The organism is Corynebacterium jeddahense (assembly GCF_028609865.1).
Lineage (GTDB): Bacteria > Actinomycetota > Actinomycetes > Mycobacteriales > Mycobacteriaceae > Corynebacterium > Corynebacterium jeddahense.
Window position 1 is genome coordinate 891,117 of the sequence record NZ_CP063194.1, and the last position, 20,205, is coordinate 911,321.

Genomic DNA, 20,205 nt, shown 5'->3' on the forward strand with positions numbered 1-20,205 from the left:
ATTTACCTCCGTATCTCGTTAGATGCTGCCATGGACGGCCTCGCCATCGACCGGCAGCGTCAGGACTGCGAAGCCCTCGCCGAGCAACGCGGCTGGGACGTCGTGCATAGCTACTACTACAACTTCTGCTAGAACTCATGCGCATTCGACCCCTAGTACTTGGGCTTTTGAGCCTACTTCTTGCTGCAGTCATCGCGACTACTGGGTGGCTGCTGACAGCCCTGGTTGACTCCACCAAGCCCTTGTCCTTAGGGGTCGAATCAACCTTTAGTCTTGACTACGTCGAGCCTAAGACTTCACTCGCGGAGGAACTTGAGTCAGACTACGCACCGACGGTAATCCGTAACTCACTGGTTTCATTGGCCGAGCAGAACGGCTACTCCATCTACCGGCTGACTGGCACCGATGACGCAAGCGGGACTTCCCACGAGGTTTTCATCCCGCTGGAGCAAAGTTATCCAGCACCGGAACGCATTCCCCGGCTCAACCGGCCGGATGCCTTGAGCCAAGCGGCCAGTGAGCTTGGGTCGCTGGATTACCACGGTGACTACGTCTTGGTTCCCAAAGCAACGGGTGGCAATGCGAACCACTTCTACGAATCGGCCAGGAATGACGGGCTCAGGCTAAGCGAAAAGACGCAGTTCCTTCACCTCATCCAATCGGTCGTATTCCGCCTGCCCGCGTTGGTGGCGATCCTGTTTCTATTTGTCGTTTCCCTTTTTGCCCTGGTATTTGTTCTTCGGGTTTCCGGTCTTAGATTGGCAGCGCTGCGCACAATAAATGGAGGGCACCGCAGTCAAAAAGGCAATTGGCGGCAATGGACCTTTGTCATCCTCCCGCACCTAGTTCTCATTGGCCTTGCGAGTACATTCCTCGCCCGCCAAGGGAGCTATTCTTTTGCCCTCCTGTTCCTCAGGTTCTACGCCGCCGGGATAGGCTTGGCCCTGGCTACCACCGGTTTGGCCGTAGCCGTCACCGCCCCATTGTTGCGCCGCGCAGTAGCGCTGCTGGGGCAGCGTGCCCCCGCAGAGAAGGCGGCGGGAAAAGCGCTGAAAGTAATTTCGGTCTTTACCTGCGTGACCTTTGTAGCAGCGGGTCTTAGCTCAGCGGCTGCGCTCCGCTCCTACCAGCAGGAATCCGAGGCCCAGCAGACCTGGAAATCTCTCGCGGAGTTTGGAGCCTTGCATTTTTCAGCCAACTTCGACGGCCCTGCTGGCCGCGTGGAAGGAGGCGAGCTCTTGCCGCCCAGTCTGCAGCAGAACTTCCGCGACTTCGCGCTCAGCTGGGAACGGGAGCACGGGGCTGTCCTCAGCCATACTTTGCCGAAAGAAGGTACCGGTGTGCCGGACTCCTGCCCCGTGGCACTTGCCAACCGCCAATGGCACGATCTGCAGGATTATCAGTTCCGTCCCGGAGACGACAACCACTCGGTCGACTATTCCGCAGCCCAAGAGCATTTCGCAGCTTCCGTGGATCTGTGGGCTCAGGAATCCGGCGACCTGCTCCTTAAATCTGCGCAAATTGGTCCGGTCAGTGCCGATCATGCGGTCGGATTCATTAGTGGAACAATGTCGGGGGAACTGGTTCCCGGCGATTGTTTTTACGTGCTTGAAACGGACGATCTATCCGGCTTCGACGCAGACTTCCTAAGCTCCACAGCTTCGAGTGAAAATTTGCTCTTCGCGGATTTCTCGGAACTGGGTCCAGAACTTACCGCTGCCGGCCTCGAAGGCTACGTCTACCCGGTACGCGCCGCCGATCGCGGTCTGGCCGAACTAGTAGCCAGCACGGCGCTGTTCTGGCTGAGTATCCTGAGCGCCCTCGGAGCTTTGCTCGCCACGCTTGCGGCCTTGATAGTCCAGGCGCGCATCCAGCTCCGAGTTCACCGTCGCCTCCTGGTACTCCTCCACAGCGCTGGGCAATCACCGGACAAAACAATGTGGCGACTATTCAAAAGCCAACTGGTCAGCCTGACAGTTGTCGTCATATTGTCCGTCCTGGCTCCGCTACTGCTTCCCAACCCGTTCCTCTACACCTTCACCGCGCTAAGCTGCCTTGTCTTAATCGTCTACCTCGGTTTTGTCCGTCTCAGTATTTCTCAGCACATGTCCGCCTCCCCTAGGAGTCACAATGTCATTGGCTAGCCCCAATCAGTCCCCCACTCTGCCGCCGGAGATTTCCACCTCTCATCTCTGTCTCGCCGCGGAGTCGACTTTTTCTGTGGGGCGCAGCACGCGGATGGTGAAGAAGTCCCTCGTGGAAAATGCAACGTTTTCCCTACCCGGGCCAGGCTTTGTCGCCATCTGTGGAGCCAGCGGTTCCGGAAAGACTTTGCTGCTCAACACCTTGGCCGGGCTCCTGCCGCCGGCGGACGGCCTCCTCCGGATAGACGGTGAGAATGCCTCCGCGTGGAGGATGAAGCGGAGGCGGAGGTTCTGGCGAGAACGCGCAGCGATAATCCACCAAGACCACGGAATCATTCCCGAACTAAGCTGCGAAGATAACCTCACCCTCGGGCTATCCAGGAAGCAATACTCCAAAGAAGAATTGCTGCACTCCCTCGGCGAAGTCGGTCTTGATGTCCCCTTCGACGGGCCGGCAGCTATTCTCAGCGGAGGCGAGCAGCAGCGGCTGGCGATCGCCCGAGCCCTGCTCCGCGGCGCGGCTTATGTGTTCGCTGACGAGCCGACCGCCTCCCTCGACCCCACTAACCGCGACCAAGTTATCGCGCTCCTGCGGCGAGCTGCGGACGGGGGCGCACTCGTTCTGGCCGCCACGCACGATGCCGCAGTTATTGCTGCCGCTGACAGCACCTTGCGCATCAATGATCGCCAGGTCACAGTCTCCGGCTCTGCGCGGGATTAAATCGCGATGCCCGCGGCCTTGGCCACCTTCCGGTACCCGGCCGCATGGTCCGCGACGCTGGCGTGGGCGTTGAGTCCGCTGGGGTTGTCGAGCACGGGCCTGACCCCCGGAAAGTAGACACGTCGGGGGTTAGCTATGCTGCTTGGGTCAGCGTAGCTGATGTGAGTGCTTCGAAGTCATTGGGGGCTAGAACGTTGCACCAGGAGTGCCGTCTGCGGGTGTTGTAGCGCATGCACCACCGGAAGACTTCTTGGCGACTGATGTCGAAGTGGTCGAATTTCGTGCGCGGTGAACCCGCCCGCCAGGAGGTGCTTGAAGTCGCCCTCGACTGGATCGCTCAGCGTGACGGCGTGAGTATCGACAACTACATGGCTAAGCACCGCGATGACGACGACTGCAATGAACTGCAGACGTACTTCACCACCGTCATCGACTGGGCCGCAAGCGTGTTCAAGATGACGGACAGTTCCATGCGTGGAATCGCATGGAACAAGCTCTATGAGCAGTACGGCGACAAGGGCTACGACGCAACAGAGATGACCGCCGAAGCACGCGAGTTGCTTTCCGACTCGCAGGTTCAGTCGAAGAAGGGTATCTACGAGTACCTTCTCGGCGGCAAGAAAGAGACGCGGCTGCTTAGCGTGCGTGTCTTCACTGAGGCCGTCAAAAAGCGCGTGTACAAGCGCCAGACAGACGCCGCCGAGAAGAACGGTGTCTCGAACTGCTCGTATTGCGCCCTCGGTCACGAGGGGGGCAAGGCGAAGATCTGGCCGCTCAAGGATATGGACGCCGATCACGTCGCCGCCTGGTCGAAGGGCGGCAAGACCGAGGAAAGCAACTGCGAGCTGCTCTGCAAGTCCCACAACCGTGCCAAAGGTAACGCATAGGAGCAGGTGACTAACCATGCTCATCGGTTACGCCCGCGTTTCCACCTCGAAGCAGGGGCAGTCACTCGACACCCAGCGCGACGCCCTGATCGACGCTGGTTGCGACCCTCAGCACATCTACTCAGACACCATCTCCGGCACGAAATGGCAACGGCCTGGCCTCGATGACGCGCTGGCGTACATGCGCCCCGACGACACGCTCGTTGTCACACGCTTGGACAGGCTCGGCCGCAGCCTCGCGGACACCGTGAACACCATCGCTGACCTCGCCGAGCGCGACATCAACGTCAAGGTGTTGGAGCCAGCGCTGGACACGTCGAAGCCCACCGACAAGGTGGTCATCAACGTCATGGCAAGTCTTGCCGAGTGGGAGCGTGACCTGCTTGTCCAGCGCACCCGTGAAGGCGTGGCGCACGCCCGCGCACAGGGCAGGGTCGCCGGCCCGAAGCCGAAGCTCAGCGCTGAGCAGGCCCAGATCGCTAAGGAGCTTATCGAGGGCGGCAAGTCCCTCAGCGCAGTAGGCAGGACATTCAACGTCTCGCGGCCGACGATCTATCGCGCTCTCAAGCGCATCGAAGCCGACGCTTAATCACAGGCTGCGTCGCTAGCGCTCGCACCCAGCGAGCGAGCATCAGGCTGCGCTAGCGACGCTCAGCACGCTTCAGGTGCGGTGGTGCCGTGGCAGGGCGCGACCGGCAGAGCCGGACCGAATACGGGATTGACCACGTACACCCCGTATTCGTGCAAAGGAGCACTGCAATGTCCACTCATTCCCACACGCTTGCATCCCACGGCGAGATCCTCGCGAACCTCCCCGGCATCCTCGGGTTCTACCCGAACAACTCGCTGATCCTCGCGTTCTTCGTCGACGACGAGGGCGTCGACACCGTTCGCCTCGGCCCGGTCGCACGGTTCGACCTGGACGAGGCCGTGGAGAAGCTCACCGAGAGCCGCGAGCGGTTCGCAGCGTGGGTCCACCACCTCGAACTCGACGCTGTTATCGCGTACATGATCAGCGATGACATTGCGCAACCGATCTTCGACGAAACCGCCACGTATCTCACCAGCGGGGCAGTGCACCTACCGCCGCTGCTCGGGGTGGTGCAGGTGCCCGAGATCGTCACCGGGGCTGCCTGGTGGTCTGTGTACCAGCATCCGCTCATCGACGAGCCGCGCCACGGCGTTGTCGGCGAGGTCGCCGCATCGGCGGCGCTTAAGCAGATGCTAGAGCACACCGGCGAGCTGCCGGAGCCGAGCAAAGACGACATCGAGGCACGGTTGAACAGCACCGATCACGGCATCGACGCTGCCGAGCACGCGGACATCATCGAAGACGCGCTGGCGTATATCCCGCCGATGTTCTCCGACATGCTGCAGCGTGAATACGAGCAGGCGGCGGCAGGGATCACCCAGCCGAGCACTCGCGCTGTTCGATCTGCGCTGAAATGCTTCACCACGCCGCGCTTGCGGGATACGCTGCTTGCCGCGCTGCTCGATGAACCGCAGGCGGGCCTTGCGTTCATAGAGCAGGTCATGCGCGCTGTCCCGACCAGCTGGCCAGGGATGCGGGCGCAGCTCACAGCCACTGTTGCAGTGCTTGCGCACGCCACAGGCCAGCCGGGGCTAGCTGGCGTGGCTGCGCAGCGAGCCACCGAGATCGGGCCAGACGAGAACTTCCCGTCGTTGGTAGCGAAGCTAACCGATATCGGCCAAGGTGAGCGGATGGTCGAGCTTGTCCGCGAAGGCGCCGAGAAGACCCGCACGATCTTGTTTGCCGAGTAACACCGCATACCCCGTTGCAGCGATGCAACGGGGTTTCTTTTTTCTCGTCGGCCGTGGCTTGCGACGACAGACACCTCAACGAGGTAGGGGAGCGACCCCTAGACAGCAGAGCTGTCTCCAACAGACGGATTGACCACCAATCCGAACAAGGAGGCACGTGATGCGCGACATCACCCACACCGACCTGGAACTGCTCTACCAGCTCGCCGACGGCATCGACGGCGAGGACGCCGATCCGGGCGCAGCACAAGAACTGCGCGACCTAGAGGCGGCAGGCACACCGCTGCCCTGGGCAGTGCTGTAACGGCAGCGCAACCCCCGCAGCAGCAAAGCCGCTGCTGAAGTACCCAAATTGCACAGCAAATCACACTCACTCACATAAGGAGAACCATCATGTCCAACCCCTTCAACAACGGCACCATCGTCGGCAACGCAGCTCGCGCACCGAAGCTGTTCGAGCACGCAAACGGTGGTGCGACGGTGAAGCTCAGCGTCTATGCGCGCAACACCTTCAAGAACAAGGCCACCGGCAAGGTGGAAAGCGAGATCGTGGAGCTGACCGGCTACGTCCAGGACGCTAAGAACCCCGGCGTATTCGGCTGCATCGGCTCCGGCGATCGTGTCGCGGTGAGCTACTCGCTGAAAACCGACGTCTACACCGACAAGGACGGCCAGAAGCAGTACCCGCTGGTCGCCCGTATCGACACCGTGCAGCTGATCGACTCCAAGAAAGAGTCCGCTGCGCGCGCAGCCCGTCGCGGAGGCGAGGCGGCGAACGCCGCCCTGGCTGGCGCTGACGCCGACAACGACGAAGCACCGTTCTAACAACGACACCCCGCAGGGAAACCTGCGGGGTTATTTTTTCAACTATTCCACGGTGTTGATCCAGCTCTTTCACGGCCTTACCCAACTGAACAAAACCCAACAGCCCTAGCATCAGCTTGGCGATCGGGGTGGAGTCTTTTGAGTAGGTCTGTCCCTCCTTGAGGAACTTCACCGACACTCCTTTGCTGACTAGCTCGTCAACAATGGCGTACAGATCCGTCAGTGAACGCGCGCACCGATCCATCGACGTGACGACAAGCTGATCTCCTGCACGGACATATCGCATTGCTTCATCACGTCCAGGGCGCTCACGCGATCCACCACTGGCCTTATCCGTGTATTAGGTGAAGACCTTCTCTGCCTTGGGTTGTTCAATCTGACGATCAAGGTTCTGATCTTTCGAACTCACCCGGGCATAGCCCACCTTTTGTCCTGAGATCGCACCCAACTGTTCAGTGATCTCCAGAGGCAGTGACGGTTCTGTTCCGTTAGTCTTGGAACTAACCCTAGCGAACAGGAAGTTTTGTCATTCACAAATTGTTCGCTTGGGGTGTACCCATTTACGCTTTTCAGCTAAAGCCTTGCAGGCTAAAGGTGAGTAAGATTGAGCCTTCCACGTACTAAGGGGGAACGGTGATCGAGACAGTCGATGATCTTAAGGTCGCTCTCAATGTAGAGGACTTGCGGCGAATGAGTAGCGACAAAGTTCTTCACCTCGTCAAGATGGTGCAGAAAGAGGGAGTTAACGAGGCGGTCCTTACGGCGTTACGATCTATCGCGCCCGACACGATGTTCCAGTTTGCCCAGGCGATGGACGATAGTGTCCAAAAGGCTGTTGCCAGCAATGACCGGAGTTCAGACAATCTTTACGCGCAAATAGACACGTCAAAAGAAATACTCCGTCAAATTATTCACAACCCCAATAGTTCTGAGCAGGAACGCCAGGATGCACTTAACCGCCTAGAGCGGTACGACGACAAACTATTTGAACATGAGTTGAACAATAAACGATTCAACTTGGAAGTGTTGAAGGTCAACAAAGAGGTAGTCCTCGGAATTGGAATTGCATTTGGCGCGGCCGGCATGGCCGCAGTTTCTCCAGAAGCCAGGAAATGGCTAGTGCAAAACGGAGGACAGATGGTTGCGAACGTAACCAGGAAAGCGCTTCCCGGCAGTTAGAGAATGTGGGAGGGTTGTCGCTCGCCGCCGGCAGAGTGAGACCACCGATAGGAGAGGGAAGCTGGTCACGCACCACAGCGCCCAAAAGTTGGGAGCGACGCTTTTGCCGAAGGCTGTTTGCCCTGTTTGTGCGGCGATGTCGCGGTTGAGGTCGGTGTACCCAATGGGACATTCGGGAAAACGCAACACTCCACCCCCTGGGGGCGGGTCGGGAATAAAATAGAGATCAAAGCGTTGAACTAGGTGTACGCCAAAATGAAGAACCGGCAAGGAAGGGGGAAGTGGTGCTGTTGCAAAGTTCGGGCGACAGGAAGACCTGCGTGAAATAATCACAGCTATGGGCATCTTCTCCGGTCGGCATTTCCCCCGTGAAATCATCCTGTGGGCGGTGCGGTGGTACTGCCGCTACGGCGTGAGCTACCGCGATCTCGAAGAGATGATGACCGAGCGGGGTGTGCCAGTCGATCACACCACGATCTACCGCTGGGTGCAGAAATACGCCCCTGAGTTGGATAAGCACACTCGGTGGTACCGGCAGGTACCCGACTGGCAGGCCCGGTCCTAGCGGGTGGATGAGACCTATATTCGGGTCGGCGGCACGTGGTGCTATCTCTACCGGGCTATTACCGCCGGTGGGCAGACCCTGGACTTTTATCTCTCCCCAAAGCGTAACGTCGCCGCAGCGAAGCGTTTCCTGGCCAAGACCCTGAGGTCGAACACGATAACCGGGTTCCCGCGGGTGATCAACACCGATAAAGCACCCTCCCTGGCCAGGGCAATCGCCGAGTTGAAGTCAGAGGGAATCTGCCCGCAGACCGTGGAACACCGGCAGGTGAAATACCTCAATAACGTCATTGAAGGAGATCATGGGCGGCTGAAACGGATCCTCGGACCGAAGGGGGCGTTCAAAAATCGGACGTCTGCCTACCGGACGTTGAAAGGGATGGAAGATGCATTCATTGCGGAAAGGTCAGGGCACGATGTTTGCTTATGGGCACCCCAATCCGGACGCGGTGATCGTCAACCGGGCCTTCGAGACGGCCTGAGAACGCCGGCACGCAGCGGCCATCAGGAAATGAGAAACTGGGTCGTCTCGGCTCTCCGCCCAACTTTGCAACAGCACCGTTGTAACCACCCACTGTCTTGGCTACCAAGGCCGTTGCCCGCAATGGATTATCAATTCACCGCAGATTAAATAGCAAATGTACAAAACGATGCCTCAATCGTGGGCCACGGAGCTCGCTGGGAAAGACATTTCCGGGAAAGATATGTCCAACTATGACCTGACGGATATCAATCTCGAAGGAAGCATATGCAAAGGATGCTCGTTTCGCGGCTCCATGGTGGCATGGGCTAACTTGAAATCGGCAGATTTCACCGACGCAGATTTTACGAACGCAATTCTTAGCGAGTCAGACCTTCGTGGAGCGACATTAACGCGCGCGAATTTTACGAACGCATATCTGGTACCTGTTACCGCCAGTCCAAGGCAATTCTCTGAATGTACAGGTTTGGATGCAAGTAATGCGATACTTTATAGCCCCTGATTGCGCCTACATGAATTCCGTTCAAGCCCTACGGTGTATCGGGCGTTGAAAAACGCATAGCTACCGCGATGGGGCGGGTGAATATACGCCCCACAGTACATGCCGTATGTTTAGGCATATGGCACGGCATACGCTTTAGCATATGTCCGCCCATATGTAGTCCGGTGCTGTTGCAAAGTTCGGGCGACAGGAAGACCTGCGTGAAATAATCACGGCCATGGACATCTTCTCCGGTCGGCATTTCCCCCGTGAAATCATCCTGTGGGCGGTGCGGTGGTACTGCCGCTACGGCGTGAGCTACCGCGATCTCGAAGAGATGATGACCGAGCGGGGTGTGCCAGTCGATCACACCACGATCTACCGCTGGGTGCAGAAATACGCCCCTGAGTTGGATAAGCACACTCGGTGGTACCGGCAGGTACCCGACTGGCAGGCCCGGTCCTGGCGGGTGGATGAGACCTATATTCGGGTCGGCGGCACGTGGTGCTATCTCTACCGGGCTATTACCGCCGGTGGGCAGACCCTGGATTTTTACCTGTCCCCAAAGCGTAACGTCGCCGCAGCGAAGCGTTTCCTGGCCAAGACCCTGAGGTCGAACACGATAACCGGGTTCCCGCGGGTGATCAACACCGATAAAGCACCCTCCCTGGCCAGGGCAATCGCCGAGTTGAAGTCAGAGGGAATCTGCCCGCAGACCGTGGAACACCGGCAGGTGAAATACCTCAATAACGTCATTGAAGGAGATCATGGGCGGCTGAAACGGATCCTCGGACCGAAGGGGGCGTTCAAAAACCGGACCTCGGCGTACCGGACGTTGAAAGGGATGGAAGCGATGCACTCATTACGGAAAGGCCAGGGCGCGATGTTTGCCTACGAGCAACCGAACCCGGATGCGGTGATCGTCAGCCGGGTGTTCGAGGCTGCCTGAGAACGCCGACCCGCAGCGAGCATCAAAGGATGAAGACTGGGTCGTCACGGCTCTCCGCCTGAAGTTTGCAACAGCACCAAGGCGCCGTTCGGACGTCGTAGGGGAATAGCGGTGGTGCAGCTCTAGGTGCACTGACATTTCACGGTGCATTTCACACGCCGCTTTGTTGCACATCACCCGTGCTGTTTCGTTGTGCGGTGCAGTGGCACATTGACTGGCTCTTCTGCTGCGCAATTCACTGCGCTGCGTAGTGTCTGCGACATTTCATTAACACGTTGATTGCACTGTGTATTGGGCAGCCATTTCATCGACACGTTTACTGCGCACTCAAATGCCCTGTCACTTTAATGACACGCGAATTGGGCAATAAAGTGGCTCGCCAGTCTATTGACACCCTTACTGCGCAACAGAATGACAACGACATTCTGCCGGCCCTTCTGCGGGCGTCTCTTCTGCACAGCACATGCACCGTCGTGCACGCCGACGTGCTGCGCACTATCTCCGCCACTTAATAGGTCAATTCGCTGCGCAGCGTAGTGACACTTGGCCCCGCTTAGCCGAGATTTCTTCGATTTTCGCCGAATCTCAGCGGTTTAACCGCAGCCGATGGCCTACGACGCCGACGGCACCCTATTAGGCCCGCAGAAGGCCGTACAGGGCAGGGGAGAGCAGTGCTACAACTCCATACCGCCATCACGATCACGCTGCTGTTGCTGCTGGCGGCGCTTCTCGATGCGCTCGCGTGCACGCTGCTGCGCCCCGCCCTTCTTGCCTGAGGTCTGCGACTGCCTGAACAGCGTGTAACGCTCAAGCAACTCTGGGCTGCGATGCAGTTCTTGCACCAGGAACTTCTTATCCAAGTGCTCCAACTGTTGTCCTGACTTCACCGCGTCTTCGATGATGATGGCGGCTTCATCTTCGGCATCCGCGTGCGCGTTGCGGCGGATCTGATCAGCGTCCTCGCGGGCATCCTTGCGCGTTACTGCAGCGTCGCGTGTGGCCTCGTCGCGGATGCTCGTGGCCTCATCTCGTGCTTCGCTGCGGATCGTCTCGGCGTCGCGCTCAGCTTGCTTACGGGCCTCGTCGGTCTTGCGAGTGATCGTCTCTGCTTCGCTGCGAGCTGCGGCTGTAATCTCACCCGCCTTGGCCCGCGCAGTCTCTTCGGCTCGTTCGAGCAGCTCGTCTGCTTGCGCTTCGGCAAGGCCCATGGTCTGCTCAGCTTCATGCTCGGCCTTCTCGCGTGCTTCTTTGAGCACGCGTTCGGCCACTGCGCGGGCCTGTTCTTCAGCGTTCTCCAGCACACCTTGCGCTGCTTCACGGTCCGCCTTGGCCTGTTCCAGTTCTTTTGCTGCTTGCTCACGGTCACGCTCGGTCGCGTCCATGTCGCGCTGCACGGATCGCTTCTTGACTTCCACATCATCCTCACGTTTCGCAAGGTCGCGCTCCCGGTCTTGTTGCTCGGTGTAGCGGTCGAGGTTCAGTGACTCGTCGTGTCGTTCGGAGACTTCTAGCTCTACCGGGTAACCGAGCGCGTGCATGTGCTCCCGGAGTCCGCGTTGCGCGTCGATGAACTTTTGATTACCCGAGATCTGCTTGCCCTTCTTCGGGCCGGATGTGTACCGCACTGAGGTGTCAGTGTTGTACGCGATGCCGGGGCGGCAGCGAAGCTTGTCGGGATCTTCGGGCTTCGGTGAGAACGTGTCAGCCTGGAACTGGATGTGTGGTGTTGATTCATCGAAGTTCATGTCGCCTCCGGCGACTGCGTCGATGCCACCGGGAATGAAGTTCTCGGCGAGCCAACGCATTGACTCTTCGGGGTACTTCTTTGCTTCTTCGTAGTCGCGGGCGACATAGCGCGGACGTTTCACTTCGCGCCCGTCCACCTCACTGGTGTAGTAGTCGGGGATCTCCTTGCACATCGACTTCGGCAGATACACGACGAACAGCGACGTCTCGAAACTGTTCTTCTGCACGCGCACTCCGTCCATCCGAGGCGTCTACGGCCGCCACAGGGCCGTACAGCCGCTGCAACAAAGATGAACCAATCGGGTCGCGGCGCTACACATTTACATCAACAGCTGCCGCTGGATCTGCTGCAGCTTACAGCTGCGAAACACACGTCGCTGGCGGCGTAAGTTACATGCGCTTGCGCGCATATGACCGCCGCGAGCGTGATACGTCTGCACCGATACTGTGCTTATGGCACGGGCCGATATGGAGTGTGTTACTCAGCCCGTGTCGTTGACCCCCGCAGCAGCATCAACACCGCCTGGCGGCGGATAGCTCGCTGCGGGATTTGGAACACCCTGCAATAACCGCCTGACGACGGTGTCGCTGTGCAGGGTGTGGCTGTGCGCACCACGTAGGCGATGTCGGTCTTGCCGTTCGGTTAGACACCTTTTGCTCGCAGGCTCGCTGCAGGTGTCTCGATGACGCGGGAAGACGCCGCAAGCGGCGTTTCCACCCGTCATCGGCCCTTACTTTAAGACCGACATACAACGGACGTAGCCGTATGTGGTGCGCACAGCGTAGCGACCTGCAGATTTTGCGTAGGCACCATGTGCGCTTCGCGCATCAACGGGCCGTTTCGGGTAAGGGTCGAAGACCGCATTACAACCCGAAACACGCAGGTCGCAGCCCCCTTCTGTGTCAAAACCCCTATATGTTTGTCGTTATAGGGGTAGAAGGGGGAAAAGGGCATAAGGGGGTGCGACGCCTCCGCTGCGCTCCGGCGCTCGGCATAGCCGAGGCACTGCACCGGGTATTACTGCTCGCTGGCGCTCGCATAACCCGGTGCCCGGCGCTGGCGCGCCGCCCCTTATAGCCCCAGTCTCAGACCTCGCTCGCTCGGTCTGGCTGGGTCTACCTTTCCCTCCGCTGCGCTCCGGTCAAGGTGCCCAATAGTGCAGCTGGCGCTGCACATTGTGTGATGACCCATGCTCCGCATAACGACACTGCCGGCAATCCGATATATCTTGTTGATATACATTCGGATATGCCAGCATCGATGTGTCGTGTTTGGGTCATCACGAAACGCTCCATCACGGCAAGCCTGCCGAGATGGATATTGGCGTATCTCACGACGCGGCATTATGCGGCATGCGCCGCATATCACTTGCCGTCGCGGTCACAACTTCAGCAGCACAGCTGCTGAAATCTGCTCTGTCCACGCTGCTGTCTTTGCTGCGCCCACGGCCCCGTCTTCGGCATAGCTGACGTCCACACGAGACTATGCCGGCCGGGACCGCGCATCACAGCAGCGCGACATACCGCCAGCCATGTGGCGGATGATCCAGGCGACGGGGCAGACGCTTATATGCCCCGTCGCCGACACCGGCGCAAGCATCGTGACAGTGTCACGTGTAGCGGTGCCGCAGCCACCCGCACACACGCGAAAACCCCGCCCTTGCGAGCGGGGTGTGTGGCGACATCAAACGTGACGGCTGTACGTCGTCACGCCGCGTGGCCGTACACACATGAGGTGATTGCGTGTACGGCTAAAGGGTTAGTCGGGTACAACTTCTAGATGCCGCTTCGGCTTACTGCCCTCGGTGCTCTCAGGCGTGTCGCCGTCACCGTTCTCAGGTGTATCGCTGTCCCCTTCGGTGCTGGCGGACTTGTCACCGTCCCCTTCGGTGCTGGCGGACTTGTCACCGTCGAGATTCACCTCGAACTCTTCGGCATACTTGCGCAACTGCGCAAGGCGCTCCTTTGTCGCTTTGTGTGCACGGCGCGCCTCGTTCACGGTATCTTTTGCTTGCTGCTCATCGCGCAGCGCTGCTGCGTAATCGTCTCTGAAAGACATCGTTTGTTCTCCTTGGTTGAATGAACTGTTTATTTGGACTCGGGGCACGACGGTGGAGCGCGCGTGTGTAGTAGCACGGCCATCACCCATCAGCCCTCGCACTCAGTTCAAGACCCAGCCTGACTAGCTGAGCTAAGCGGCGGGATCTCGTCGTAGGCGGGTTTGTCCGCATTAGTGCTTCACACCGCCCAGCACCGTGACGAGCTGCTGGCGCTGCTCATCTGTCAGTTGGGGCGCTGCATTCACGACGGCATCGACGAAGCCGTCGAATAGCTGCGGGGCAGGGCGGCGTGCGGCCGCGAGGTAGGCGTCGAGATCGTCTTGGCGAATCCGATAGGCGGTGCCGAAACGGTGGAATGAAAGACGGCCCTCTTTAATAGCTTTTCGCAACGTGGACTCGGAGCCGACGCCGAGATCGGCGAGTTCCTGCAGCGTGTAAAAGCGTGGCGCGACGGCGGTAGTCGTGTCCTTTTCGGACATAGAAAAACGCTCCTGGGCAGATTGATCTGTCCCGGAGCGGGGTGCTTTACCGGCTTGCTATTCAGGCGGCTTGGAGTGCCGTGCTCAACTCGCTAGAACGGTGGTCTGCCGTCCCATCGCTTTACGGGAGCGCTTACTCCCTACCTGACCGCTTTTGTGGTTGGCAATGCCGTTGCCGACCGGTCTATCTCGTCGGAGGAACCGCGCCTATCACGGTCGAGAGGCTGTCTCTTTATGAATTATCCTCGGGGTTATCCCCCGTATGCGGCTGGCTAAACCAAAAACGAATTAAAACGCCACATACGGTCTGGGGGCCATCGTACGGAACTTATGCGTCGCGCACAATAGCCTGCGACCTAATCTTTACGAATCGAACCGAGCACGTTTCTACACGCCACGTGGCACGGCTGGGGTGTTGTGGTGGGGCAGCTGTTGTGTGGCGGCATGGTGACACGCAAGGGGCGCGCCTTTTTGTGACCTGTGACACGTCTATAGTGTGCTCGTTTCGTAGTTTTGACCTCGTTTCGTAATTTGCCGATCAAAATACGAAAAAATTACGAAACGCTCTACCTGCGGTTTCGTAGAACTACGAAAATCGGAAAACCAAATTACGAAACACGCGATAACGCTGTGACCTGCACAGACACGTCACATTTCGGGGATGTTTCGTAATTTTGCGGCATTTCGACCCAAACCTTTTAAGGGAGAGACACAGACACACATTACGGGCACATGTCTACGACATAGACCGTCCTCATTGAGGGCACGCTGCAGGGGTTGTAGCTATGTGACACGGCCGGGATGCTGCGTCACGGTGACACGCAAGGGGCGCGCCTTTTTATGACCTGTGACACGTCTGTAGCGCGCTCGTTTCGTAGTTTTGACCTCGTTTCGTAATTTGCCGATCAAAATACGAAAAAATTACGAAACGCTCTACCTGCGGTTTCGTGATTTCCGCAAACGAAAAGAACAAAACTACGAAACACGCGATAACGCTGTGACCTGCATAGACACGTCACATTTCGGCGGTGTTTCGTAATTTTGCGGTATTTCGACCCAAACCTTTTAAGAGAGAGACACAGACACGCATTGCAGGCACATGTCTACGGCACAGAGCGTCCTCGTTGAGGGCACGCTGCAGGGGTTGCAGCTATGTGACACGGGACACAATCGCAATCAAGGTGTCTCTTCTTATTTAGATTTTCTTCAAAAAGTGGAAAAATTACGAAACGAAAACCATTTACGCTGCTCAACGTATGTTTTTGTGTTTCGTAGTTTTGTTCTTTTCGTTTACGAGATTACGAAATGACCCGCAAATACCTACCGTGACCTGCGGTGATGTGTTTCGTATTTTTCTGCGTAATTTCACGTCGCCCGAAGCAGACACCCTGCCGTGTGCTTGCTGCAGGGCTGCGGCCGTCCCTCCATGTGGAGCGTCAGTGTCGATGCTGTAACTTAAACGTACATACATTTGTGGCGCTCTCGTTACGTGTCTGTGCATTGCCGAGCTCTTTACTGTTGTGTGTGGGCGCGCAGCCGTAGTGTCCGTGCCACTCCGAGTAGGGCGCGTCGTACCCCAAACCCATGTTCAATTAAATTCCAATCCAGAGAGGTCTTGCACTGTTGCGGTGCGGTTGTCTTCTTTCTCACCGTATTGGACCCTGCGAAATTAATTGGATACGATAGGCCCATGTTGATTTCAGGTTCCGTTTTCATGCGGCCGCTCACCAGCCGCTAAGGCGGTTTTCTCCCTCCCGCAGGTTAGAAACCGCTCCGGTCCTTTAGCCGGGCGGCCATTTGCCATGCCCGGCTCCGTTTCAACTCCACGGAGCACACCTGATGTCTACATACGGATACGGCCGTCACGAACATGGCCAAAATTTTCTCACAGACCACAAGATCATCAACTCCATCGTCGATCTTGTAAAACAAACCTCCGGCCCCATCATTGAGATCGGGCCAGGAAGCGGTGCCCTCACTCACCCGATATCCCACTTGGGGAGGGCAATAACGGCAGTTGAGGTAGACGCAAAACTAGCTGCCAAACTCACAAAAAAGACCGCCTCGGCGTCGGTCGAAGTGGTCCATGATGATTTCCTCAACTTCCCGTTACCCGCCACTCCCTGCGTCATTGTGGGAAACATTCCCTTTCACCTCACCACTGCCATTCTTCGAAAGTTGTTGCATGCGCCGGCATGGACTGCCGCTGTACTCCTCATGCAGTGGGAAGTCGCTCGCCGCCGGGCCGGGGTAGGTGCAAGCACGATGATGACAGCTCAGTGGTCCCCATGGTTCACGTTTCACCTTGGTTCCCGAGTACCAAGGTCTGCTTTCCGGCCACAGCCAAACGTTGACGGGGGGATCTTAGTGATCCGCCGGGTGGGTGACCCGAAGATCCCGATAGAGCAACGCAAAGCCTTTCAGGCGATGGTGCACACCGTTTTCACCGCCCGGGGACGCGGGATAGGGGAAATTCTCCGAAGGGCAGGGTTGTTTTCATCACGTTCAGAGACACAATCATGGTTGCGCTCGCGAGGAATCGACCCCGCAACCCTACCTCCCAGATTGCACACCAGCGACTGGATCGATCTCTTCCAGGTGACTGGTTCCTCTTCACCGCGCCATCGGCCCATTTCACAATCGGGAAGTAGTCAACGCCCTCCTCAACGGAAGAATCGAGGCCGGCGGCGGTAATCCCCCCACCACCAAAACCGAAATCCACCAGTAGTAGTGAACGACCCATGTTCGTCTACCGTGAGCCGCGTTATGGCAGTGACGTGTTCTCGTCGGGCACAGTCATAGTTCCCGGCGTTGCCAGCGACAGGGTTCTACACCCAGCAGCGGGACCGATCAAAATCACCCGCACGGGGAACGACCCTGCTGGTGGTTTCGATTTTGATGAAAGCGAGGAGACATAGCCCCTCGCCAACTCCCCGTAGCTGGCGAACAGTAGCTCCTGGCGCTGGCGCTCGTTGGTGAGTTTGCGTGCCACATCGAAAGCCTTATCGACTTCCCGGTCCAAGTTGTTGTGGGCCTTGAGCAGAATTGGGTCCATCGATAACGGGTTGTAGTGCTCCGCGAGTGACCGCTGGGGGTGCCGCTCGCGTGCCCGCAGCACCAACTGTCCAGCGTCGATGATTCGCTGCTGCGCCTTCTCATCTAGTTCACACAGAGCTGGTCCGCAGTTGTAGCTCCCGATGTACTCCGAAAAACGGAAAAAATAGATAGTGGGGATACATCAACCTTCCACTTTCCATTCTTCCGGCTCAGAGTATTGAGGGGTCTGGGACCGGGTCCGTAAACCCTTTATGTTTTTCGCGCACAGCGGTTTTTAGCGACGCACCCTATAGGTTTTCCGCAGAACTTATATGTGTTTCTGTGCACCCCATATGTTGTCTGTTTTAGCGGTATTTCGTTGTTAATTCCGCACGCGCGCATCAAATGGTTATTTATCGACGACACTCCGTCGAATTCAAGTTCAACGTGTAGTGCTTAACCTCTGCGAGGAACTCTTTGATCCCGGGACGTGATGAGGACTGGGGCTATTGTGCTCCCCCGAACGCTACGGCCCGGGGGCACGAGGCTGTGTCGCAGGTGCAAGCGAGAGGACCAGGAGCGAAACACAGACCGCTGAGTCGACGCAGTCACGGTAAAGACGGAGCCGTCTAGGCGGTGCTCGAGGTTGTGCGAGACACAGTGACGCTGGGCGTCGGTAAGCGATGCGCATTCGGCGACATCGATGGAAAGCTGAGCTTTGCCGTCCGTCGTGTTGACGCCCTGGCTGCCTGGAGTCGACGATTTCGCGAAACGCTCTGCGAGATCGGCGGCGATGACCGCACCGTCGGGGATCCCCGGGCTATGGTCAGGTCGTTCATGCCGCCGAGCCTAGGTGCCCACAACCCTTTCTCGTCTCGGCGGAAGCGGAGACCGCGTCGCGACGGCCGGGATCCAGCCTCAGTATTATCCTCGTCACCGGTTGATCCGAACGCTTTTTGCTCCTCCTTCTCCCGTCGGGCTCCGATTTCAGCGCCCTTCGCAGGTGACAGTGATCGCTGGATCCGCTCGAACTACCGGTTCCGATCAGCGGTCGAAGGATTTTCGCAGCAGCCGGATCTGCGGCGTCGGTGCCGCCGCCGTAGCCTGACGAGCATCCCCGCCATGACGGCCATCACGACGGCGGTCCCGGCACCGATGATCCAGGGATTACCGAGGAGCCCACCGACGCCTGCGAGTGCTCCGCCCGCCACGATGAACGGCAGGCCGCAGCAGAGCAGCGACGGAAGCGCGCAGCATGCCAGCAAGAGCAGCCCGGTCACTGCAGCGACGACGGGACCGGCGCGCCATTCGTCGCGGTCCTGATCGGCGCTCATCGTCTGCTTCAGGATGAGATCTCCCCGATTGCCTGCGTTGCCGTTCATGCGCAGCACGACAGCAGCGACGGGTCGGTGGTGAAGGCCTTCGCGGCGATCCGGATGCCCTCGGCCATGGTCAGGTAGGGGGCCCAGGCGTTGGCGACCTCGGCGACGGTCCTGCCGAGCACGTGGACGCCTGCGGCGGCGAGCTCCCCGGCGTCCTTGGCGACGGCGGTCAGGCCGAGGATCTCGTTCGTCTCGGCGTTCACGACGATCTTGATGAACCCGCGGGTGTCGCGGTTCACCAAGGCGCGGGGCACGTGGTGCAGGGGCAGGACGCGGCAGTCGCAGCGGATCCCCGCGGCGAGGACGTCCTTCTCGGTCATCCCGACCGCGCCGATCGCGGGCCCGGTGAACGTCACCCGCGGCAGGCGGGCGTAGTCGACGGACCGGTCGGCGTCGGCGAACGCGTTCTCGGCGACGAGGGTGCCGTGGTGGGCGGCGACGTAGACGAACTCGGGGTGCCCGGTCACGTCGCCCGCGGCCCAGACCCGCGGGTTCGAGGACTGCAGCCGGTCGGAGACGACCACCTCGCCGGAGTCTCCGGTATTCACCCCGACCGCATCGAGGTTCAGGCCATCGGTGACGGGACGGCGTCCGAGGGCGACCAGGACCTGGTCGGCGCGGAACTCCTGCGAGCCGCCGGACAAGGCGGCGGTCACGACGGCCTCGCCTCCCGTGCCGCGGGAGACCCGGGTGGGCACTGCGCGGCTGACGACGCGGATGCCCTCGTCGGCGAACACCTCCTGGAGCGCCTTCGACACCTCCGGCTCCTCCTTCGAGGCGAGCCGGGACCGCACGAGCAGCGTGACCTGCGAGCCGAGGCGGGCGAACAGCTGCGCCTGCTCCAGGGCGACGTAGCCGCCGCCGAGCACCAGCAGCGACTCGGGGACCTCCGTCAGCTCCATCGCCGTGGTCGAGGTCAGGTATCCGGTCTCCTCCAGGCCGTCGATCGGCGGTGCCCACGGGCGAGAACCAGTCGCGACCAGGTAGTGGTGGGCCTCGATGGTCTCGACGCTTCCGTCGGATCCGGCAACATCGAGAACCGGCGCATCAGGGGTGCCCACGAACGAGGCGTCGCCACGGAGGACCTGCCAGCCGTAGGAGTCGGCGACGTCGGCGTACTTCTCGCCGCGCAGCGACTCCACTAACGCTTGCTTCCCAGCGATCAGCGCGGGCATGTCGACGGGATCCGCCGTCGTCGCGATCCCTGGGAACCGGGTTGCGGCGTCGACCGCGACGTGCCGCGCGCCGGCCGCGGCAATGAGCGCCTTCGACGGGACGCAGCCCGTGTTCACGCAGGTGCCGCCGAGCGTCCCGCGCTCGATCATCACCACCGACTTCCCGAGCGTGCTGGCGCGGATCGCAGCGGCGAACGCGCCGCCTCCCGATCCGATGATGGCGAGATCGTACTTCGTAGGCATCGCTGCTCCTGTCAACTCTTGGCTTTCTGCTCTGTCTCAGCCATACTGGACCTTCCAGTGCAGGGGAAGGT

General features: G+C 59.2%; 18 protein-coding genes and 3 pseudogenes. 13 read left to right on the forward strand and 8 right to left on the reverse strand.

Going from position 1 to position 20,205, the window contains the following annotated elements:
- The first annotated feature begins 30 nt into the window (after positions 1–30).
- The 3 genes from CJEDD_RS04385 to CJEDD_RS04395 all read left to right on the forward strand — a co-directional run bounded on the left by CJEDD_RS04385 (position 31) and on the right by CJEDD_RS04395 (position 2,865).
- Positions 31–132 (forward strand): recombinase family protein, encoded by a 102-nt coding sequence (locus CJEDD_RS04385; RefSeq protein ID WP_232297696.1) that lies wholly within the window; start codon positions 31–33, stop codon positions 130–132.
- Positions 133–359: 227 nt separating this feature from the next.
- Entirely contained in the window at positions 360–2,144 is a 1,785-nt protein-coding gene (locus CJEDD_RS04390; protein WP_232297695.1) for a hypothetical protein, read from the forward strand.
- 94 nt (positions 2,145–2,238) lie between these two features.
- On the forward strand, positions 2,239–2,865 hold the full coding sequence (locus tag CJEDD_RS04395; RefSeq protein WP_005530794.1) for an ATP-binding cassette domain-containing protein: 627 nt from the start codon (positions 2,239–2,241) through the stop codon (positions 2,863–2,865).
- 133 nt (positions 2,866–2,998) lie between these two features.
- Here CJEDD_RS04395 and CJEDD_RS04400 read toward each other — a convergent pair.
- Positions 2,999–3,121, reverse strand: a pseudogene (locus CJEDD_RS04400) (IS3-like element IS1206 family transposase); the annotation flags it as partial.
- Between the two features lie 4 nt (positions 3,122–3,125).
- Between CJEDD_RS04400 and CJEDD_RS04405 the strand changes: the two are divergent.
- From CJEDD_RS04405 to CJEDD_RS04425, 5 genes are all read left to right on the forward strand, one after another.
- Entirely contained in the window at positions 3,126–3,752 is a 627-nt protein-coding gene (locus tag CJEDD_RS04405; protein ID WP_052333763.1) for an HNH endonuclease, read from the forward strand.
- Between the two features lie 16 nt (positions 3,753–3,768).
- Positions 3,769–4,341 carry a recombinase family protein gene (locus tag CJEDD_RS04410; RefSeq protein WP_038589516.1) on the forward strand — a complete coding sequence of 191 codons (573 nt, stop codon included), beginning with the start codon at positions 3,769–3,771 and terminating at the stop codon, positions 4,339–4,341.
- A 170-nt stretch (positions 4,342–4,511) separates the two neighbouring features.
- Positions 4,512–5,534, forward strand: coding sequence for a DUF4192 domain-containing protein (locus CJEDD_RS04415; protein WP_042406444.1), 1,023 nt, complete (start codon positions 4,512–4,514; stop codon positions 5,532–5,534).
- A gap of 160 nt (positions 5,535–5,694) precedes the next feature.
- Complete coding sequence (locus CJEDD_RS04420) at positions 5,695–5,838, forward strand: hypothetical protein (protein WP_016456431.1); 144 nt, start codon at positions 5,695–5,697, stop codon at positions 5,836–5,838.
- 89 nt (positions 5,839–5,927) lie between these two features.
- Complete coding sequence (locus CJEDD_RS04425; protein ID WP_042406442.1) at positions 5,928–6,359, forward strand: single-stranded DNA-binding protein; 432 nt, start codon at positions 5,928–5,930, stop codon at positions 6,357–6,359.
- 145 nt (positions 6,360–6,504) lie between these two features.
- Here the strand turns inward: CJEDD_RS04425 and CJEDD_RS04430 are convergent.
- Positions 6,505–6,645 (reverse strand): annotated as a pseudogene (locus CJEDD_RS04430) (recombinase family protein); the annotation flags it as partial.
- 347 nt (positions 6,646–6,992) lie between these two features.
- Between CJEDD_RS04430 and CJEDD_RS04435 the strand changes: the two are divergent.
- From CJEDD_RS04435 to CJEDD_RS04445, 4 genes and pseudogenes are all read left to right on the forward strand, one after another.
- Positions 6,993–7,538, forward strand: a complete 546-nt coding sequence (locus CJEDD_RS04435) for a hypothetical protein (protein WP_052333762.1) — start codon at positions 6,993–6,995, stop codon at positions 7,536–7,538.
- Positions 7,539–7,875: 337 nt separating this feature from the next.
- A pseudogene (locus CJEDD_RS04440) lies at positions 7,876–8,584 on the forward strand (IS6 family transposase).
- Positions 8,585–8,806: 222 nt separating this feature from the next.
- Entirely contained in the window at positions 8,807–9,085 is a 279-nt protein-coding gene (locus CJEDD_RS12345; protein ID WP_158093103.1) for a pentapeptide repeat-containing protein, read from the forward strand.
- Positions 9,086–9,302: 217 nt separating this feature from the next.
- A complete protein-coding gene (locus tag CJEDD_RS04445) occupies positions 9,303–10,013 on the forward strand; it encodes an IS6 family transposase (protein WP_271694428.1) in 711 nt (236 codons plus the stop codon).
- 674 nt (positions 10,014–10,687) lie between these two features.
- Here the strand turns inward: CJEDD_RS04445 and CJEDD_RS04450 are convergent.
- From CJEDD_RS04450 to CJEDD_RS04460, 3 genes are all read right to left on the reverse strand, one after another.
- Complete coding sequence (locus CJEDD_RS04450) at positions 10,688–11,986, reverse strand: coiled-coil domain-containing protein (RefSeq protein WP_198133009.1); 1,299 nt, start codon at positions 11,984–11,986, stop codon at positions 10,688–10,690.
- 1,532 nt (positions 11,987–13,518) lie between these two features.
- On the reverse strand, positions 13,519–13,818 hold the full coding sequence (locus CJEDD_RS04455) for a hypothetical protein (RefSeq protein ID WP_024058949.1): 300 nt from the start codon (positions 13,816–13,818) through the stop codon (positions 13,519–13,521).
- A gap of 171 nt (positions 13,819–13,989) precedes the next feature.
- A complete protein-coding gene (locus CJEDD_RS04460) occupies positions 13,990–14,298 on the reverse strand; it encodes a helix-turn-helix domain-containing protein (RefSeq protein ID WP_024058948.1) in 309 nt (102 codons plus the stop codon).
- A 1,839-nt stretch (positions 14,299–16,137) separates the two neighbouring features.
- Here CJEDD_RS04460 and erm point away from each other — a divergent pair.
- On the forward strand, positions 16,138–16,992 hold the full coding sequence (gene erm / locus CJEDD_RS04465; RefSeq protein ID WP_016456425.1) for a 23S ribosomal RNA methyltransferase Erm: 855 nt from the start codon (positions 16,138–16,140) through the stop codon (positions 16,990–16,992).
- A gap of 70 nt (positions 16,993–17,062) precedes the next feature.
- Here the strand turns inward: erm and CJEDD_RS04470 are convergent, their stop codons facing one another.
- From CJEDD_RS04470 to merA, 3 genes are all read right to left on the reverse strand, one after another.
- Entirely contained in the window at positions 17,063–17,416 is a 354-nt protein-coding gene (locus CJEDD_RS04470; protein WP_016423158.1) for a type IIL restriction-modification enzyme MmeI, read from the reverse strand.
- A 949-nt stretch (positions 17,417–18,365) separates the two neighbouring features.
- Positions 18,366–18,716 carry a hypothetical protein gene (locus tag CJEDD_RS04475; protein WP_042408152.1) on the reverse strand — a complete coding sequence of 117 codons (351 nt, stop codon included), beginning with the start codon at positions 18,714–18,716 and terminating at the stop codon, positions 18,366–18,368.
- Positions 18,713–20,134 carry a mercury(II) reductase gene (gene merA / locus CJEDD_RS04480; RefSeq protein ID WP_035005755.1) on the reverse strand — a complete coding sequence of 474 codons (1,422 nt, stop codon included), beginning with the start codon at positions 20,132–20,134 and terminating at the stop codon, positions 18,713–18,715. Before merA ends, CJEDD_RS04475 begins: the two co-directional genes overlap by 4 nt.
- Positions 20,135–20,205 lie beyond the last annotated feature (71 nt).

Bases quoted from the DNA above. Each gene is read 5' to 3' on its own strand.
- CJEDD_RS04405 (WP_052333763.1), top strand. From the start codon at position 3,126: ATGTCGAAGTGGTCGAATTTCGTGCGCGGTGAACCCGCCCGCCAGGAG.
- CJEDD_RS04455 (WP_024058949.1), bottom strand. From the start codon at position 13,818: ATGTCTTTCAGAGACGATTACGCAGCAGCGCTGCGCGATGAGCAGCAA.
- erm (WP_016456425.1), top strand. From the start codon at position 16,138: ATGTCTACATACGGATACGGCCGTCACGAACATGGCCAAAATTTTCTC.
- CJEDD_RS04420 (WP_016456431.1), top strand. From the start codon at position 5,695: ATGCGCGACATCACCCACACCGACCTGGAACTGCTCTACCAGCTCGCC.
- CJEDD_RS04475 (WP_042408152.1), bottom strand. From the start codon at position 18,716: ATGAACGGCAACGCAGGCAATCGGGGAGATCTCATCCTGAAGCAGACG.
- CJEDD_RS04460 (WP_024058948.1), bottom strand. From the start codon at position 14,298: ATGTCCGAAAAGGACACGACTACCGCCGTCGCGCCACGCTTTTACACG.
- CJEDD_RS04385 (WP_232297696.1), top strand. From the start codon at position 31: ATGGACGGCCTCGCCATCGACCGGCAGCGTCAGGACTGCGAAGCCCTC.
- CJEDD_RS12345 (WP_158093103.1), top strand. From the start codon at position 8,807: ATGTCCAACTATGACCTGACGGATATCAATCTCGAAGGAAGCATATGC.
- CJEDD_RS04445 (WP_271694428.1), top strand. From the start codon at position 9,303: ATGGACATCTTCTCCGGTCGGCATTTCCCCCGTGAAATCATCCTGTGG.
- merA (WP_035005755.1), bottom strand. From the start codon at position 20,134: ATGCCTACGAAGTACGATCTCGCCATCATCGGATCGGGAGGCGGCGCG.
- CJEDD_RS04395 (WP_005530794.1), top strand. From the start codon at position 2,239: ATGGTGAAGAAGTCCCTCGTGGAAAATGCAACGTTTTCCCTACCCGGG.
- CJEDD_RS04410 (WP_038589516.1), top strand. From the start codon at position 3,769: ATGCTCATCGGTTACGCCCGCGTTTCCACCTCGAAGCAGGGGCAGTCA.
- CJEDD_RS04415 (WP_042406444.1), top strand. From the start codon at position 4,512: ATGTCCACTCATTCCCACACGCTTGCATCCCACGGCGAGATCCTCGCG.
- CJEDD_RS04425 (WP_042406442.1), top strand. From the start codon at position 5,928: ATGTCCAACCCCTTCAACAACGGCACCATCGTCGGCAACGCAGCTCGC.